The following is a 16950-nucleotide window of genomic DNA, read 5'->3' as shown; positions in this document are numbered from 1 at the left end:
GCGTTATTCCGCCCGGTTGTCGGCGAGCTCGTAGCCGCTATATAAGCACCCAGGGGTGTTGCTAATGTTCGGACGGATTTTGCCTTTTTTCGTGGGCGTGTCGCTGCTTTCTGGCAGTGGCTGCTCGCGCACCTATGATGGCACCGTCGTCATCCCGAGGCCGCTCGATGTCCGGCGTTTCTGGGATCGGCCGCCACCAAATGTCGAATACGCCCAGCCGCAGGCTGAAAGCGGCGCTTTTCCGGTGGCGCCGCAGCCGCCGAGGCGCTTTTCCGAGGGCACCGCGCCGAGACGGCACCAGACCAGGGTTTCGACGCCGCCCTCGCTGTCTTCCGCCCCGGCGAAGCCGCTGGCATGCAGGAATGTCAGCGAACCCGGCAAGAGAATTCGCATGGTCTGCGACTGACGCCCGGAAAAGCCCTTTCAAGGCAATTGCCTTACAGCGAGGCCGCACCCTTTTTGGGCTCTGCCGCACCGAGCTTGTCGAGCGCAAGCCGAACCTGGCGCAAATCGTCCTGCCAGCCGTCATCGTCGTTCATCGGGCTTTCCGACGCGGCTCGCTGCAATCCCCGCGCCTCGGACTCGATCTCGCGCAGCCCAGCGATCTTCTGCTCGGATGTCAGGGCATCGTCCTCGACGATCTCCAGCACCCTCATTTCCCTGAATGTGGCCATGGCGTTTCTCCTGGCTGATGTCGATGACAACGCTGCGAGCGCCCCTGCGTTCCAGGCGTATCGCGTGCCCGCTTCCGGCAGGCTTGCCGATACCGGTCAGCCGTCGACTTCGGAACGGCTTTAGGAAGAAGGCCGCGCCGACCACACAGAGCCGGTGGCTGGCAGTGCCACGAAGCCGCGATCAAACCATCGTTACCGGCTGCCCTCCCGAAACCTTTGCCCGGCCTTCGGCGTTGATGGTCGAAGGAGAACGCAGATGTCGATCCATTTCACGGTCTCGGACCTGACAAGAAACCTGTTTCACTCGCTTGGGCTGGATCACGAACGCGCGCCAAGGCCTCTCAGCCCCGAGCACAAGCTGCTGCTGGAATGCTATCTGGCTGGCCAGATTCCGGAATCGGCCTGGAATGACTATGTCTTCGAGACGCCCGATCTTGCGCGCCATGCAGATGCCAGGCGCAGTCATCACTGAGCCCGCGTAGTCATCACCGAGCCCGAATGGGTCAAAGGGTCGCGCCTGCCCACCGGTGCATGCCGGCTTCGGCCTATTTTTTTGGAGAGGTGAATTGCAACGTGAACACGTTGCCTGCCATGCCTTGCGCCAGCGTCGGCGAAAAGGATAAGGGCAGACAGTTCTGCAAGGCCGTGGTGGCGGCATCGACGAATGATTTCTTGGCCTTGGCGTCGCCGTCCACCTTGATTGCCGTCGGCCTCGGTGGACCGATCAGCGTGCCGTCGCGCTTCAAGCTGAAGCTCAAGGTGACACTGGCATTTCCGGCGTCGGCCGGCGGCGTCCAGCATGCCTGGATCGCGGCCCTCACTTCGTTCATGGTGTTGAGCGGCGCGGCAAACGACGGGCAGGCGATGCCTGCCGACATCACGCCCGCAATCGCAAGCTTGGCCACGCTTTTCATCGCAATCCCCACGTCTTCACCGTCAACCGACAATCCCTGCCGGACTGCCGGAATGGATGGTAAGGCCAACACCGGCAATGACAATATCTCTCGATAAAAAGTTGATGCCGAAAAACGCTTGCACCGCCTGCTCGTCTCACCGCCGGCGATGGCGTGTGAAAAGCAAAAAGGCCGGCATTGCGCCGACCTTTCCTTTCACCTCGGCGCCAGTACATCCGTGGTCGCGGGGTGAATTACCGGCAGTAGACAGGGTATTGGTTAACGAATCCTTAACCTCAGGCCTTGGCCTGCGACCTCACATAGGCGATGTAGCCGCGCACGTCGGCGGCCGGCTCGGCGTAGGCCTTGCCGAGCTTCTTCTCGATCGCCTCCACATAATCCTTCGCCCATTTGGGCAAGGGGTAGTCGATGACGGCCAGGAATTCGAGCGTCGCCGCCAGGCGGATGTCGGCGATCGAAGGGTTCGAGCCGCCGATGAACGGCTTGCCGTCCCTGAAGAAGCTGTGGAACACCTCCAGCGGCTCGGCGATCGCGGCCATGGCTGCTTTCTGGGCTTCGGACTTCTTGTCGGGGTGGGCGTCGCTATGGCCGACCTCGCCGGCATATTGCGGGAAGCCAAGCGCCGGATAGGTGGCGCGTGCGACATAGGGGTAGAGCGTTCCGATCAGATAGAACATGGCGCTGTCGATCATGGCCCGCTTGGCCGGTGCCTTCGGGTAGAACTTCTCCAGCCCATGCTTGTTGGCGAGATACTGCATGATGGCGCAGCTTTCCCACAGAACGCCGCGTGGCAGGCTCTTGTCCTCGATCATTGGCGTCAGATGCGCCGGGTTGCGCGCCATGTATTCGGGCGAGCGCGTGTTGCCCCAGGCGTCGGTCTCGGCATGATCGAACCCGGCCGCTCTCGCAAACACACGAACGGTCATGTTGTTGACGCTCGGCTTCAGCATGCTGAGCTTCAGCACCGGCTTCTTCGCCGACTTCGCCTTCGCCTTCGGTGCGGACGTCTTGGTGGAACCCTTGGCCGCAGGCTTTGCCGCCGCCTTCGCGGCAGCTTGTGGCGCTGGCTTGGCTGCTGGCTTCGCAGCCTTTCCCACCGGCTTTGCGGCTGCCTTGGCCGCCGGCTTCTTCACACCCTTGATCGCTGTCTTTGCCATTGTGTTCCTCCCTTTTGTTTTGGCTATCGTCAGTATGGGTTCTTCGGCGCCCGGTCGTCCGACAAGGTTGCGCGGGAACGCTCGACAAGCGCCTGGATCGCATCGGCGAGATGCACTTCCGCGATGTTATAGTCGCCGCGCGCGACACGCAGTCCGTGCGCTTCCATCAGCACGTCGGCATGGGTGAAGCCCGCCGGCGGCTCGAAGCGGTAGGAGGCGAGCTCTATCAGCAGGCCGAGCGGGTCCTCGAAATAGATCGAATCCATGAAGCCGCGATCCTTGACGCCGCTGTGCTTGATGGCGCGCTCGTCGAGCCGGGCGACCGCCTGCAGGAAGGTGACGCGCGACACCGAAAAGGCGATGTGGTGGACGCAACCCGGGTCGGTCGGCGTGCGCCGTTTCTCCGGCGTGCGGCTCTCGTCGGTGAAGATGGTGATCAGCCGGCCGTCACCGGGATCGAAATAGAGGTGGCTTTCACTCGCCTTGTCGAGATTGGGCTGCTCGAAGACGAACGGCATGCCGAGCACGCCTTCCCAGAAATCGATCGATGTCTGGCGCCCGGCGCCGACCAGGGTGATGTGATGCACGCCTTGCGATTGCAGTTTCTGCATTGTCTCCCTCCCGAGGCATCGACTGCCCGTCCGGATCTGCTCGGGCAACGGCGTTCTGTGCGCCGCTCTAGCCCAGCCTGAGCATCCATGACGCGCGATGCTAATCCAATCGGCCCCGCTGCGCCAGAAGCGGCGAATGCGACCTGGGTTGGACGATTGGTGGAGAGTTCTGAGAAAGAGGTGCGCCCAAGGCGCAGCGCACCAAAAGCAAAAAGGCCGGCACTGAGCCGACCATTTTCTTTCGACATTTGCACCGGTACATCTGGTCGCGCCGAAAGCGAATTGCCTCCGGTAGATAGGCGAATCGTGAGCGAAATCTTGATTTCGCCCGCGCAGCACAATCGTCAGTCGAGAAAGATGATTTTCTTGAACGCCATCATCTCTCCCATGACGTTGCCGCTGTCATCGACCTGCTGCCCTTGCCCGACCGTAACGGTCACGCGTTTTCCCTTGTAGCGAGACGGCATCACGGTCTGCTCGTTCCAGCTTTCGCACTCGGGTGCAGCACACAGGCCAACTTGCTCGGCCTTCTTGCGATCAACAATGGTCAGATAGCAATTGTCACCACATTCGAAGCCTCGAATGGTACCCGCGATCTTCCTGTCCTTGGAGAACGACGGGTTACACTGGGCAATCACGGACACGGAGACGAGGAGGGTCAAGGCCAGTTGTTTCATGCGGCCAACTTGCTGCAACAGGCCTTGCTGCGCAAGCATCACATCTGGCAGAAAATCACTTGGTACGCCCAAGGGGAATCGAACCCCTGTTCCCGCCGTGAGAGGGCGGTGTCCTGACCGCTAGACGATGGGCGCGTTCAAGAACCGGCGATATAGGCTGACGGCTGGGAAAAAGCAACTGGGGTTCGGCGGCTTTCCCGCATCGAGGAAAAGTCGGCTGCAGGCCTACCGTTTCGGCTCGATCAGGTCCCAGAGATTGCCGTGCAGATCGGCGAAAACCGCCACCGTGCCATAGGGCTCGAAGCGCGGCGCCTCGCGGAACTCGACGCCCTTCTCCAGCATCGCCGCATGGTCGCGGGCAAAGTCGTCGGTCTCGAGGAACAGAAACACCCGGCCGCCGGTCTGGTTGCCGATGCTTTTGCTCTGAGCCTCGTCGGAAGCCTCGGCCAGAAGCAGCCTGGCGCCTTGCCCGTTGGCCGGCGCCACCGTCACCCAGCGCTTGCCGCCGCCGAGATCGACGTCCTCGACGAGCAGGAAGCCGAGCCGCTCGACATACCAGGCAATCGCCTCGTCATAGCTGGCGACGACTAGCGCTACCGTCGCGACCCGGCGATGTTCGGCGAACCCGGTCATGCCCGAGGTTCACGCATTTGCTGCGGCCGGCTCATTTGTTGCGGATCGCGAAACGGCCGATCAGGCGGCGCTCGGCGATATCGTAGACGAAGATCGTGCGGCTGCCGTCGGCAAGCTCGGCGTCGATCGAGACGCGATTGCCGGACAGCGACTGGCTGACCACCTTGGCGCCGACCGGCAGCACGATGTCGCCGCTGATCGGCTCGCCGGCAGGCGCCTGGATGTCGCCGGCCAGTGGTGGGGTCGCGGGCGGTGCGTTGCGCGCTTTGTAGACAAGGGCCCCGATCACCACCATAAGGGCAAGAAACAGCAGGCCGAGATTGATCCCGACGAAGCGGACGAGTTTCTTGCGCACCTTTTCGACCTCCGGGTCGAGCGGCTTCTCCCGACCTTCAACTGGGTCTTCCTCGGCGATGGCCATGGCAAAGCATTCCGGAACGATTTTCGATGAGCGCTCATAGCGAAGAGGCCCCCGAATTGATAGAGGACCAATTCATAGGGGCAGTACCCACCGTGCTGGTCGCGGGTGCGGATGCGGCCGGCCAGCGCCTCGACCAGTGGCTGGCGGCCAACCTCGGTCCGGACATGTCGCGCAGCCGCGTGCAGATGCTGATCAGGCAGGGCGCGGTCAAGGTCGACGGCAAGCCTGTCGAGGAGACCAAGCGCAAGATGACCGCGGGCGAAAGCGTGTCGGTCGCCATGCCGGAGCCGGAGCCGGCCGAGCCGCAAGGCGAAAACATCCCGCTCGATGTGCTCTATGAGGACGGCGAACTGATCGTCATCAACAAGCCGGCCGGGCTTGTCGTGCACCCGGGCGCCGGCAACTGGACCGGCACGCTGGTCAACGCGCTGATCCATCACTGCGGCGACAGCCTGTCGGGTATCGGCGGCGTACGGCGGCCGGGCATCGTCCATCGCCTCGACAAGGAGACCAGCGGCGTCATGGTGGTCGCCAAGACCGACCGCGCCCACAAGTCGCTGTCCGAAGCCTTCGCCGATCACGGCCTGACCGGCGATCTCGAACGCGCCTATCTGGCGCTGGTCTGGGGCATCCCGCAGCGGCCGGCGGGAACGGTCGACGCGCCGCTCGGCCGCGCCGCCGACCGGGTGCGCCGCGCCGTGGTGCCGGAAGGCCGCGACGATGCCCGCCATGCCGTCACCCACTTTGCCGTGCAGGAGCGTTTCGGCGACAAACAGCAGGAATTCGCCACGGCAAGCCTGGTTGAATGCCGGTTGGAAACCGGCCGCACCCACCAGATCCGCGTCCACATGGCGCATATCGGCCATCCCGTGATCGGCGACCCGGATTACGGCCAGGCGTTCCGCACCAAGGCCAACCGGCTGCCTGAACCGCTGAAAAGCCAGGTCAAGGCATTTTCCCGGCAAGCTTTGCATGCCTGGCTCCTTGCATTTCGTCACCCGGCTACCCATCTAACGATGAGGTTCGAGGCGCCGTTGCCGGGGGACATGGAGGAACTCGTCGGCGGCTTCCGCAAGCTTTGAACCCCGTCAACAACACCCTTCAAGGCTAACCTTCAAAACCTGACCCGCATTGTTCACTTCAACGTGACACACTGTTTCGTGTTGAACAAACGTCTGTCTTTTCTGGTTTTGTTCCTGTATAAACACCTGACGTCGCGAGCGAGCCTTTTGGTGCTCGTGTCATATGCCCGCCGCGTTTCGGGGGCATCACTCCAATAGAGAGGGGGCGCTATCATGGCCCAGTCATTACCCAGTATCGTTTCCGGCGAAGGCGGCCTCAGCCGCTACCTGGAAGAAATCCGCCGCTTTCCCATGCTGCAGCCGCAGGAAGAGTACATGCTCGCCAAGCGTTACGCCGAGCATGAAGACACTTCTGCTGCGCACAAGCTCGTCACCAGCCATTTGAGGCTCGTCGCCAAGATCGCCATGGGCTATCGTGGCTATGGCCTGCCGATCGGCGAAGTGATCTCGGAAGGCAATGTCGGCCTGATGCAGGCCGTCAAGAAATTCGAACCCGAGCGCGGCTTCCGCCTCGCGACCTATGCCATGTGGTGGATCAAGGCCTCGATCCAGGAGTACATCCTGCGCTCGTGGAGCCTGGTCAAGATGGGTACGACCGCCAACCAGAAGCGTCTGTTCTTCAACCTGCGCAAGGTGAAGGGCAAGATCCAGGCGCTCGACGATGGCGACCTGAAGCCCGACCAGATCACCGAGATCGCCACCCGCCTCAACGTGTCCGAAGCCGAAGTGGTGTCGATGAACCGCCGCCTATCGGGCGACGCCTCGCTCAACGCGCCGATCCGGGCGAGCGAGGGCGAGTCCGGCGAATGGCAGGACTGGCTGGTCGACGACCACGAAAGCCAGGAAGATATGCTGATCGAGCAGGACGAGCTGGAAAACCGGCGCGGCATGCTGTCAGGCGCTCTTGCCGTGCTCAACGAGCGCGAGCGGCGCATCTTCGAGGCCCGTCGCCTCGCGGAAGAGCCGCTGACCCTGGAAGAGCTGTCGGCCGAGTTCGACATCAGCCGCGAGCGCGTGCGCCAGATCGAGGTGCGCGCCTTCGAGAAGGTGCAGGATGCGGTCAAGGCCGCCGCCAAGCGCCAGACCCAGGCGCTGCGCACCATCGAGGCACAGCCGGCGGCTTGAAGCCAGCTTCGGCACGAAACAGAACGGCGGCGTCAGGAAACTGGCGCCGCTTTTTTGCGTCTTAGCGTCGGCGCTGGCGGTTGGCGAAGGCGAGGCTACAGCCGATCTCCCCCTCTTGCGTGTGAGATTGGCAGTTTCAGCAACGGCGTACCCTCAAAGTGAATCCAGCGGGAACTTCAGGTATCGCCGGCCATTGGCTTCCGGCTCCGGCAACCGGCCGCCATTCATGTTGACCTGCAGCGCATGCAGAATCAGCCTCGGCATCGGCAGCGTCCTGTCGCGGGCTTCGCGCAGGGCGACGAAATCGGCCTCGACACGCGCGGCAACGAGGTGGATGTTGGTGGCCTTCTGCATCGCGATCGTGCTTTCCCACAGGGGTTCGCGCCCACCGGCCTGATAGTCGTGGCCAACGAAGACGCGCGTCTCGTCCGGTAACGCCAGGATGCCCTGGATCGAGTGCCAGAGCCGCGCGGCGCTCCCGCCGGGAAAATCCGCTCTCGCCGTCCCGCTGTCGGGCATGAACAGCGTATCGTGGACGAAGGCGGCATCACCGACCACATAGGTGATCGAGGCCAGCGTGTGCCCGGGTGAGAAAAGCACCTTGACTGGAACGGTTCCGATCCGGAACGTCTCGCCTTCCCCGAACAGCCTGTCCCATTGCGAGCCGTCGGCGGGAAAATCCGGCCAGTTGTAGATCGCCTTCCATAGTTTCTGGACTTCGACGACCCTGTCGCCGATGGCGGTGGGTGCCCCGGTCTTCTGCTTCAGGTAGTGCGCCGCCGAGAAATGATCCGCATGTGGATGGGTGTCGAGAATCCACTCGAGCTCGAGCCCGTTGTCCCGGATGAAATCGAGCAAGGCGTCCGCGTTCTTCGTAGCGGTCGCACCGGACTTCTCGTCGAAATCGAGGATCGGATCGATGATGGCGCATCGCTTCGTCGCCTGGTCGGCGACGACATACTGGATGGCCCCGGTCGGCTTGTCATAGAAGCCGCTGACCTGCGGCCTGGCCAAAGCTACGTCCAATTTCGGCTTCCCCAAACCCCTGAGGCAATTCCAGGAAAAGCGTGAAACGGTTTTCCGTCCGGAATTGCGTCGAAACAACGGGCTGGAGTGGTTCCACGGTTCCGCGAAACGATGGACCGCCCCGGCCGACAGGAATGATTTTCTCTGGCGGCACCCGAGAGGAGCATGGTTGTCCACTCGGGTGGCTCAGTCAAGCATCCCTTGGCTCACAAGGGCAAGAAAGCCAAAAACCGTTCCGAAGCGCTCAGGCGGACGGCTGCTTGGTCTTCCTGAGATAGGGCAGGATGGTCTCGAAGGCGCCGAAACGCTTGATGGCATCCTCGTTTGAAACGGCGGCGGTGATGATGACGTCCTCGCCCTGCTTCCAGTTTGCCGGCGTCGCCACCTGGTGCTTGGCGGTGAGCTGCATGGAATCGACCGCGCGCAGGATCTCGTCGAAGTTGCGGCCCGTGGTCATCGGGTAGGTCAGCACCAGCTTGATCTTCTTGTCCGGCCCGATGACGTAGACCGAGCGCACGGTGGCGTTGTCGGCGGGCGTGCGGCCTTCCGAAGTCTCGCCGGCACCGGCGGGCAGCATGTCGTAGAGCTTGGCGACCTTGAGGTCCTTGTCGCCGATCAGCGGATAGTGCACCGAATGGCCGGTCGCCGTCTTGATGTCGGCCTGCCACTTGTCGTGGCTCGCAACCGGGTCGACGGAGATGCCGATGATCTTGACGTTGCGTTTCTTGAATTCGCCCTCCAGCCCGGCCATCGTGCCAAGCTCGGTCGTGCAGACCGGCGTGAAGTTTTTCGGGTGGCTGAACAGGATCGCCCAGCCGTCACCGATCCATTCGTGGAACTTGATCGTCCCTTGCGTGGTCTCGGCGGTGAAATCCGGTGCGATGTCGTTGATACGAAGGCTCATGGTCCCTACCCCTGTGAAATGCCGCCGGCTGGCGGGTTCGGACCCTTTTACCACTCCGGCGGCGACCTTCAAACGCCGAGGCCGCCGGCTGCGACGCGGCCCGCGAAAAATTTTCGCCTTTTGCTGGAGAATGCGGAAATTTACCTACCGGCAGCGGTGAAGCCTAGGACTTCACGGCCAGCGTCGTCGTCAGGTCTTCCATCCGCTGCGCCAGCGCGCCGAGCGCAGTGGTCAGCACGCTGTCGTTCTTGTCGGCCTTGGTCAGCGCGTCGTCGCGCGTCTTGCGCAGTGTCAGAACTTCGCTTTCCATGCCCTTGACGCGCTTCTGGAGCTCGGAGAGTTCGTCCATCACCATGATGCCGGCCATCACGGTGAGCCGCTGGTCGCCGATCTCGCCAAAAGAATCCTTCAGATGCGAGACGTAGCGATCGAAGCGTTCGGCCAAGTCGATCAGGTGCTCTTCCTGGCCTTCGTCGCAGGCCATCCGATACTGCTTGCCGTCGATTGAAACCGTGACCTGTGCCATTGGCCTACCTGTCCAGCCCCTACCTGTCCAACACGGCGCGGATGGTTTCCATGGCGGTCACCAGCCGTCGCGACACTTCCTTGTTGGCGTCTTCCAGCCGCTCGGCGCGCGCTTCGGAATTGTCGAGTTCCTGTGCAAGCCGGGAGCGGTCGGCATTCATCCGCTGCACCTCGGCCTCGGCTTCCGAGTAGTCGCGTTCGTGCTCGAGCTTGGCCGCGACGGCATTTTCCAGGCCCTCGATGGCTTTACCCAGCCTGGCGATCACTTCCTTGAGCGTGGCTTCCCCGGTCATGGCTTCGTCCTGTGCCCTGCCCATCACCGAATCGTTCGCGTTCAGAACGCGTTATATGAGAAACATTAGGCACCGGGTGAAGGCAACGTCAACAAAGCTCTCGCGACTGTCCCCCGCTAACGCTAATGTAGACCCGCCAGCGGCATTGCAAGGCCGGCAAATGCGCACCGGTTTGTTGACTAAAAGCCCGCGCCTGCTATGTGTCGCGCACCCCTTTCAAGGCCTCTCCCAAGGCCCCAAACCCCCACCCCGGAGGTACCATGACGTCGCGTGAACAACATGACCGGATGGCCAATGCGATCCGTTTTCTCTCCATGGATGCCGTCGAGAAGGCTCAGTCCGGCCATCCCGGCCTGCCCATGGGCTGCGCCGACATCGCCACGGTGCTGTTCACGCGCTTCCTGAAATATGATCCCAAGGCCCCGCACTGGGCCGACCGCGACCGCTTCATCCTGTCGGCCGGCCATGGTTCGATGCTGCTTTATTCGCTGCTGCATCTGACCGGCTACGAGGACATGACCCTCGACCAGATCAAGCATTTCCGCCAGTTGGGCTCGAAGACCGCCGGCCACCCCGAATACGGCCATGCCACCGGCATCGAGACGACGACCGGCCCACTCGGCCAGGGTCTCGCCAATTCGGTCGGCTTCGCGCTCGGCGAGCGCATCATGAACGCCGCCTTCGGCAACGACCTCGTCGATCACTACACTTATGTGCTGGCCGGCGACGGCTGCCTGATGGAAGGCGTCTCCCAGGAAGCCATCGCGCTTGCCGGTCACCTCAAGCTCAACAAGCTGATCGTCTTCTGGGACAACAACAACATCTCGATCGACGGCCCGGTCTCGCTTGCCGACAACACCGACCAGGTTGCCCGCTTCCAGGCCTCCGGCTGGAACGCCAGCCATATCGACGGCACGGATCCGGAAGCGATCGCCTATGCCATCGAAGCCGCCCGCCACTCCGACAAGCCGACGATGATCGCCTGCAAGACCACCATCGGCTTCGGCGCGCCGACCAAGGCCGGCACCAACAAGGCGCACGGTTCACCGCTCGGCGCCGACGAGATCGCTGGTGCGCGCAAGTTCTTCAACTGGGATTCGCCGCCTTTCGAAATTCCGGCCGACATCCTCGACGCCTGGCGCACGGCCGGCAAGGCCGGCGTCAAGGCGCGCACCGACTGGGAAGGCCGCCTCGCCAAGGCCGACGCGAAGCTGAAGGCTGAATTCGAGCGTCGCCTCGCCGGCAAGCTGCCGTCCAATTTCGACGCCGTCATCGCCGACTACAAGAAGAAGCTCTCGGCCGACAAGCCGAAGGTCGCCACCCGCAAATCGTCCGAGATGGCGCTGGAAGTCATCAACGGCGCCGTGCCCGAGACCATTGGCGGCTCCGCCGACCTGACCGGCTCCAACAACACCAAGACCAGCCAGACCAAGAACATCACGCCCGACGACTATGGCCAGCGCTATGTCCACTACGGTATCCGCGAGCATGGCATGGCCGCAGCGCTCAACGGCTTGACACTGCATGGCGGCCTCATCGCCTATGGCGGCACCTTCATGTGCTTCTCCGACTATGCCCGTCCCTCGATGCGGTTGGCCTCGCTGATGGGCATCCGCTCGATCTTCGTCATGACCCATGATTCCATTGGTCTGGGCGAAGACGGCCCGACCCACCAGCCGGTCGAGCACTTGGCGGCCCTGCGCGCCATTCCCAACCACAATGTCTTCCGTCCGGCCGACGCGGTCGAGACCGCCGAATGCTGGCAGATCGCGCTCGAGTCGGAAAAGACCCCGTCGACGCTGGCGCTGACCCGCCAGAACCTGCCGACGGTACGCACCGAGTTCGTTGCCAAGAACCTGAGCAGCCAGGGCGCCTATGAACTGGCCGCTGCCAGCGGCGAGGCGGCGGTGACGATCTTCGCCACCGGCTCCGAGGTCGAGATCGCGCTTGCTGCCCGCGAGCTGCTGGAAAAGCACGGCCACCCGACCCGCGTCGTGTCGGTGCCCTGCTTCGAACTGTTCGACAAGCAGAGCGACGACTACCGCAAGAAGACGATCGGTAACGCGCCGGTGAAGATGGCGATCGAAGCCGGCATCCGCCAAGGCTGGGATCACCTCATCGGCTCCGACGGCATCTTCGTCGGCATGACCGGCTTCGGCGCCTCGGGCACGATCGAACAGCTTTATCCGCATTTCGGCATCACTGCCGAAGCGGCGGCCAAGGCGGCGGAAGCCCGCCTGCACGGCAAGTAAGGCCCATGCATGTCGCCCAAAAATGCATCGCGGTTTTGGGATAACGACATGCACGAACAAGAATGCTCCCGCGAAACCGCGCACAGCGGTTTCGCGGGACTGGCCCAACCTAATCGATTTAAATCCACGTCGCGGCGGCTGGATTCTTTGCCCGTCCGCCGCTATGAAGCTGCGGACCCATCGTCAGCCTTCCAGCTCTCAGGGAGAGAAAAATGACCGTCAGAGTTGCCATCAACGGATTCGGCCGCATCGGCCGCAACATCCTGCGCGCCATCCATGAATCCGGCCGCAAGGACATCGACGTCGTCGCCGTCAACGATCTCGGCCCGGTCGAGACCAACGCCCACCTCTTGCGCTTCGACAGCGTGCACGGCCGCTTCCCGCATGAGGTTTCGGTTTCCGGCGACCAGATCACCGTCGGCAAGGAGAAGTTCAAGGTCACCGCGATCAAGGACCCAACGCAGCTGCCGTGGAAGGAACTGGGCGTCGACATCGCGCTTGAATGCACCGGCATCTTCACCGCCCGCGACAAGGCCGCCGCGCACCTGACCGCCGGCGCCAAGCGCGTGCTTGTCTCGGCTCCGTCGGACGGCGCCGACCTCACCGTCGTCTACGGCATCAACCACGACAAGCTGACCAAGGACCACATCGTCATCTCGAATGCCTCCTGCACCACCAACTGCCCGGCGCCGCTGGCCGCCGTGCTGCACGAGACGGTCGGCATCGAAAAGGGCATGATGACGACGATCCATTCCTACACCGGCGACCAGCCGACGCTGGACACCATGCACAAGGATCTTTACCGCGCCCGCGCCGCCGCCCTGTCGCAGATCCCGACCTCGACCGGTGCGGCCAAGGCGATCGGCCTGGTCCTGCCCGATCTCAAGGGCAAGCTCGACGGCATCTCGATCCGCGTTCCGACCCCGAATGTCTCGGTCGTCGACTTCAAGTTCATCGCCAAGCGGTCGACCACCGTCCAGGAGATCAACGAGGCGGTGATCGCCGCTTCCAACGGCAAGCTGAAGGGCATTCTCGGCGTCACCCATCACCCGAACGTGTCGATCGACTTCAACCACGATCCGCGTTCCTCGATCATGGCGCTCGACCAGACCAAGGTGATGGACGGCAACTTTGTATCGGTGCTGTCCTGGTACGACAATGAATGGGGATTTTCCAACCGCATGTCCGACACGTCGGTCGCCTTCGGCAAGACCATCGCCTGATCGCAAGAACTCTCCTTTTCGAGACCTCGAACGCCCGGCTTTGTCCGGGCGTTTTTCATGAGGATGAGGGACACTTTCCCGATCTGTGTCCTGAGGGCCAAAACAGCCGGAAATCAGCGGCATAGGTCAAAAAGCCACCCCACCGCCTTGCACTGGTCACGTCTTCGCCCCACTCTCCCTTAAACCAGGAGAGAGACGAATTTGAGGGGCTGATTTTCGGATGGAGCATGCGATCTATGTCGTGACGCTGGTCGGCACCGCGCTTGTTGTCGCCGCCGCGTTTTCGAGCCTGATCGCCTTCCGCTTCGGCGCTCCTCTTCTGCTCCTGTTTCTCTGCATAGGGCTCGCTACAGGAACGGACGGCCTCGGCATCCAGTTCGACAATGCCCGCATCGCCTATTTTGCCGGCTCACTGGCGCTGGCTGTCATCCTGTTCGATTCCGGTTTCGGCACGCCGCTCAACGCCTTGCGGCAGGCGGCGGGCCCGGCGCTGTCGCTGGCGACCTTCGGCGTGCTGCTGACCACCGGCCTGTTTGGCGCCGCCGCCCATTACCTACTCGACCTCACCTGGCTGGAATCCTTCCTGCTCGGCGCCGCTGTGGCCTCCACCGATGCCGCGGCGGTATTTTTCCTGCTGCGCGCGGGCGAGATCAATCTGCGCGAACGCGTGCGCTCGACGCTCGAGGTCGAATCCGGCACCAACGACCCGATCGCCATCTTCCTGACCATCACGCTGGTCGAGATCATCGCCGCTCACGCCAATCCCGAGACCAATGTCCTGGTCACCAACCTGATCCTCGGCTTCCTCCTCAACATGGGGCTCGGCGCCGTCGTCGGCGTGCTCGGCGGCCTCGCCATCGTGCGCCTCGTCGACCGGCTCAATCTCGACCACGGCCTGCTGCCGATCTTCGTGCTCACTCTGTCGCTGATGGTCTTTGCCGCCGCCGGCGCCATCGGTGGCTCGGGTTTCCTGGCGGTCTATCTTGCCGGCCTGGTCGCCGGCAATTCCGACATCCGCGCCGTCACCATCCTCAAGCGCTTCCAGGACGGCATGTCATGGCTGGCGCAGATCATCATGTTCCTGATCCTGGGCCTGTTCGCGACGCCCTCGCAATTTCCGGCGATCCTGGTGCCAGCGGTTCTGCTCGGCCTGTTCCTGATGTTCGTCGCCGGGCCGATCGCGGTCTGGGTCTGCCTGGTCCCGTTCCGTTTGCCGCGCCCCGAGGTCGCCTTCGTCTCCTGGGTCGGCCTGCGCGGTGCCGTCTCGATCCTGCTTGCCATCACCCCGCTGCTCGGCGGGCTGGAAAACGGCCGCCTCATCTTCAACACCGCCTTCATCATCGTCCTGGTGTCGCTGGTCATCCAGGGCTGGACGGTCGGGCCGTTGGCCCGTCGCCTCGGCCTCATCGTACCGGCGCGGCTCGGACCGCTGGACAAGGTCGAGCTCGAGCTGCCCGGCTCCGCCCATCACGAGCTTCTTGCCTACCGCGTGGCGCCCGGCAGCCCGGTGGCGCGCGGCGAGCGCATCCCGCGCTGGGCGCGGCCCTCGCTGGTGCTGCGCGATGGCCGCTCGATGCGCTTCCAGGACATGGGCCGGCTCGCCGCCGGCGATCAGGTCTACATCTTCGTGCCGGACCGCTATCCGCGCCTGCTCGACAAGCTGTTCGCCAGTCGCGCCGTGGTCGATCCCGAAGATGCCGATTTCTTCGGCGCCTTCGCGGTGGATCCGGCGCGCTCCGCCGCTGAACTGGAGGCGGCTTACGCGCCGGGACTGACCGAAGCCGAGCAAAAACTCACCGTCGGCGCCCTGGTCACGGCACGGCTCGGCGGCCATGCCGAATATGCCGACCGCGTGCTGCTCGGTCCGATCGAGCTGATCGTCCGCGACGTCGACGACAAGGGCAGGATCACCGGCCTCGGCCTTTCCTTCGAGCCGACCGCACCCGTGGCACGGGTGCCGGTTTTCCTGAGCGCCGGCGAAATCGGCGACCGTGTCTCCGCCTTTGTCCGCAACTGGCGCAAGCCGACTGAAACGCAGATGGCGGAGGCGCAGGCCGAGGCGCCGCCGCCCCCGGGGCCTGAGACACAAAAGGCGACAACCGAAGGCTGACCGCGCCTGACAGGCGGGCGGGATCATTTTTCCGCGTGGCCCGCGTCTGGAGGCTTGCATCATCGTTGGCGCGGGGTATGGTCCCGGCGATTTTTCCGCGAAAGGAACCCGCATGGCCGCCTTCAAGACCCTGGACGATATCGGCAACATCAGCGGCAAGCGCGTTCTGGTGCGTGTCGACCTCAATGTTCCCGTCGCTGGCGGCAAGGTCACCGACGCCACCCGCATCGAACGCATCGCCCCGACCATCGCGGAGCTGTCCGGCAAGGGCGCCAAGGTCATCCTGCTCGCCCATTTCGGCCGGCCCAAGGATGGCCCCTCGCCTGAATTCTCGCTGGAGCCGATCGCCAGGGCCACAGCTGAGGTGCTCGGCCGTCCCGTTGGCTTTGCCAGCGATTGCGTCGGCGACACGGCGGCGAGCGCCGTCGCCGCCATGAACAAGGGCGACGTGCTGCTGCTCGAAAACACCCGCTTCTACAAGGCCGAGGAGAAGAATGACCCGGCCTTCACCGAAAAGCTCGCCGCCAATGGCGACATCTTCGTCAACGACGCCTTCTCCGCAGCGCACCGCGCCCACTCCTCAACGGAGGGGCTGGCGCATCTCTTGCCGTCCTTCGCCGGCCGCACCATGCAGGCCGAACTCGAAGCGCTGGAGAAGGGGCTGGGAAATCCGGTCCGTCCGGTCGTCGCCATCGTCGGTGGCGCCAAGGTCTCGACCAAGATCGACCTGCTGATGAACCTGGTGAAGAAGGTCGACGCCCTGGTCATCGGTGGCGGCATGGCCAACACCTTCCTGGCCGCGCGCGGCACCGATGTCGGCAAGTCGCTGTGCGAGCATGACTTGGCCTCGACCGCCAAGCAGATCATGATCGAGGCCGCCGAGTCCGGCTGCGCCATCATCCTGCCGGTCGACGGCGTCGTCGCCGTGGAATTCAAGGCAGGCGCGGCCAGCGAGACCGTCGCCATCTCGGACGTGCCCGCCGACGGCATGATCCTCGATGTCGGCGCCAAGACGGTGAAAGCCGTCGGCGAATGGATCGACCGCGCCGCGACGCTGGTCTGGAACGGCCCGCTCGGCGCCTTCGAGATCGAGCCCTTCGACCACGCGACCGTGGCGGCGGCGAAGCACGCTGCGGCGCGCACCAAGGAAGGCAAGCTGGTCTCCGTCGCCGGCGGCGGCGATACGGTGGCGGCGCTCAACCATGCCGGCGTCGCCGACGACTTCACCTATGTCTCGACCGCCGGCGGCGCTTTCCTGGAATGGATGGAAGGCAAGCCGCTGCCCGGCGTCGACGTGCTGAAGCGCTAAAGGATAGCGAACAG

At 63.5% G+C, this 16950-nt stretch carries 19 protein-coding genes and 1 tRNA gene; 8 read left to right on the top strand and 12 right to left on the bottom strand.

Going from position 1 to position 16950, the window contains the following annotated elements; genetic code table 11:
* Positions 1–64 precede the first annotated feature (64 nt).
* On the top strand, positions 65–406 hold the full coding sequence (locus tag AC56QQ_RS05860) for a hypothetical protein (RefSeq protein ID WP_497125898.1): 342 nt from the start codon (positions 65–67) through the stop codon (positions 404–406).
* 31 nt (positions 407–437) lie between these two features.
* On the opposite strand, the gene AC56QQ_RS05855 is transcribed toward AC56QQ_RS05860, so the two are convergent.
* Positions 438–674 carry a hypothetical protein gene (locus tag AC56QQ_RS05855; protein WP_497125897.1) on the bottom strand — a complete coding sequence of 79 codons (237 nt, stop codon included), beginning with the start codon at positions 672–674 and terminating at the stop codon, positions 438–440.
* 256 nt (positions 675–930) lie between these two features.
* Between AC56QQ_RS05855 and AC56QQ_RS05850 the strand changes: the two genes are divergently transcribed.
* Positions 931–1146 carry a hypothetical protein gene (locus tag AC56QQ_RS05850; RefSeq protein WP_497125896.1) on the top strand — a complete coding sequence of 72 codons (216 nt, stop codon included), beginning with the start codon at positions 931–933 and terminating at the stop codon, positions 1144–1146.
* A gap of 73 nt (positions 1147–1219) precedes the next feature.
* On the opposite strand, the gene tolA is transcribed toward AC56QQ_RS05850, so the two are convergent.
* The 7 genes from tolA to AC56QQ_RS05815 form a co-directional block, all read right to left on the bottom strand.
* Positions 1220–1588, bottom strand: a complete 369-nt coding sequence (tolA, locus tag AC56QQ_RS05845; protein WP_497125895.1) for a cell envelope integrity protein TolA — start codon at positions 1586–1588, stop codon at positions 1220–1222.
* A gap of 275 nt (positions 1589–1863) precedes the next feature.
* On the bottom strand, positions 1864–2745 hold the full coding sequence (locus tag AC56QQ_RS05840) for a glutathione S-transferase family protein (protein ID WP_497125894.1): 882 nt from the start codon (positions 2743–2745) through the stop codon (positions 1864–1866).
* Between the two features lie 29 nt (positions 2746–2774).
* A complete protein-coding gene (locus AC56QQ_RS05835; protein ID WP_497125893.1) occupies positions 2775–3356 on the bottom strand; it encodes a VOC family protein in 582 nt (193 codons plus the stop codon).
* A gap of 344 nt (positions 3357–3700) precedes the next feature.
* Positions 3701–4105 carry a hypothetical protein gene (locus AC56QQ_RS05830; RefSeq protein ID WP_497125892.1) on the bottom strand — a complete coding sequence of 135 codons (405 nt, stop codon included), beginning with the start codon at positions 4103–4105 and terminating at the stop codon, positions 3701–3703.
* A tRNA-Glu gene (locus AC56QQ_RS05825) sits at positions 4094–4168 on the bottom strand. The genes AC56QQ_RS05830 and AC56QQ_RS05825 overlap by 12 nt, the downstream gene beginning before the upstream one ends.
* 90 nt (positions 4169–4258) lie before the next feature.
* Complete coding sequence (locus AC56QQ_RS05820; RefSeq protein WP_497125891.1) at positions 4259–4666, bottom strand: VOC family protein; 408 nt, start codon at positions 4664–4666, stop codon at positions 4259–4261.
* Positions 4667–4697: 31 nt separating this feature from the next.
* Positions 4698–5087: a fimbrial protein gene (locus AC56QQ_RS05815; RefSeq protein ID WP_497125890.1), complete on the bottom strand. Its 390-nt coding sequence runs from the start codon at positions 5085–5087 to the stop codon at positions 4698–4700.
* 26 nt (positions 5088–5113) lie between these two features.
* On the opposite strand from AC56QQ_RS05815, the gene AC56QQ_RS05810 reads away from it, so the two are divergent.
* Entirely contained in the window at positions 5114–6169 is a 1056-nt protein-coding gene (locus AC56QQ_RS05810; RefSeq protein WP_497125889.1) for an RluA family pseudouridine synthase, read from the top strand.
* Between the two features lie 213 nt (positions 6170–6382).
* Entirely contained in the window at positions 6383–7294 is a 912-nt protein-coding gene (gene rpoH, locus AC56QQ_RS05805; RefSeq protein WP_027041896.1) for an RNA polymerase sigma factor RpoH, read from the top strand.
* 153 nt (positions 7295–7447) lie between these two features.
* Here rpoH and AC56QQ_RS05800 read toward each other — a convergent pair whose 3' ends face one another.
* The 4 genes from AC56QQ_RS05800 to AC56QQ_RS05785 form a co-directional block, all read right to left on the bottom strand.
* On the bottom strand, positions 7448–8320 hold the full coding sequence (locus AC56QQ_RS05800; protein ID WP_497125888.1) for an MBL fold metallo-hydrolase: 873 nt from the start codon (positions 8318–8320) through the stop codon (positions 7448–7450).
* 244 nt (positions 8321–8564) lie between these two features.
* A complete protein-coding gene (locus AC56QQ_RS05795; RefSeq protein WP_269907697.1) occupies positions 8565–9224 on the bottom strand; it encodes a peroxiredoxin in 660 nt (219 codons plus the stop codon).
* Positions 9225–9387: 163 nt separating this feature from the next.
* On the bottom strand, positions 9388–9750 hold the full coding sequence (locus AC56QQ_RS05790) for a cell division protein ZapA (protein ID WP_489858147.1): 363 nt from the start codon (positions 9748–9750) through the stop codon (positions 9388–9390).
* Between the two features lie 19 nt (positions 9751–9769).
* A complete protein-coding gene (locus AC56QQ_RS05785) occupies positions 9770–10042 on the bottom strand; it encodes a DUF4164 domain-containing protein (RefSeq protein WP_013529251.1) in 273 nt (90 codons plus the stop codon).
* Positions 10043–10302: 260 nt separating this feature from the next.
* Here AC56QQ_RS05785 and tkt point away from each other — a divergent pair, with 260 nt between their 5' ends.
* The 4 genes from tkt to AC56QQ_RS05765 all read left to right on the top strand — a co-directional run bounded on the left by tkt (position 10303) and on the right by AC56QQ_RS05765 (position 16936).
* Positions 10303–12294: a transketolase gene (gene tkt / locus AC56QQ_RS05780; RefSeq protein ID WP_497125887.1), complete on the top strand. Its 1992-nt coding sequence runs from the start codon at positions 10303–10305 to the stop codon at positions 12292–12294.
* 212 nt (positions 12295–12506) lie between these two features.
* On the top strand, positions 12507–13517 hold the full coding sequence (gap, locus tag AC56QQ_RS05775) for a type I glyceraldehyde-3-phosphate dehydrogenase (RefSeq protein WP_497125886.1): 1011 nt from the start codon (positions 12507–12509) through the stop codon (positions 13515–13517).
* Between the two features lie 220 nt (positions 13518–13737).
* Positions 13738–15627 (top strand): potassium/proton antiporter, encoded by a 1890-nt coding sequence (locus AC56QQ_RS05770; RefSeq protein WP_497125885.1) that lies wholly within the window; start codon positions 13738–13740, stop codon positions 15625–15627.
* A gap of 112 nt (positions 15628–15739) precedes the next feature.
* Positions 15740–16936, top strand: a complete 1197-nt coding sequence (locus tag AC56QQ_RS05765) for a phosphoglycerate kinase (protein WP_497125884.1) — start codon at positions 15740–15742, stop codon at positions 16934–16936.
* Positions 16937–16950 lie beyond the last annotated feature (14 nt).

The organism is Mesorhizobium sp. RCAM 05099, assembly GCF_059683685.1.
The sequence above is the reverse complement of the archived record's forward strand: the minus strand, read 5'-3'. Positions and strand labels throughout refer to the sequence as shown.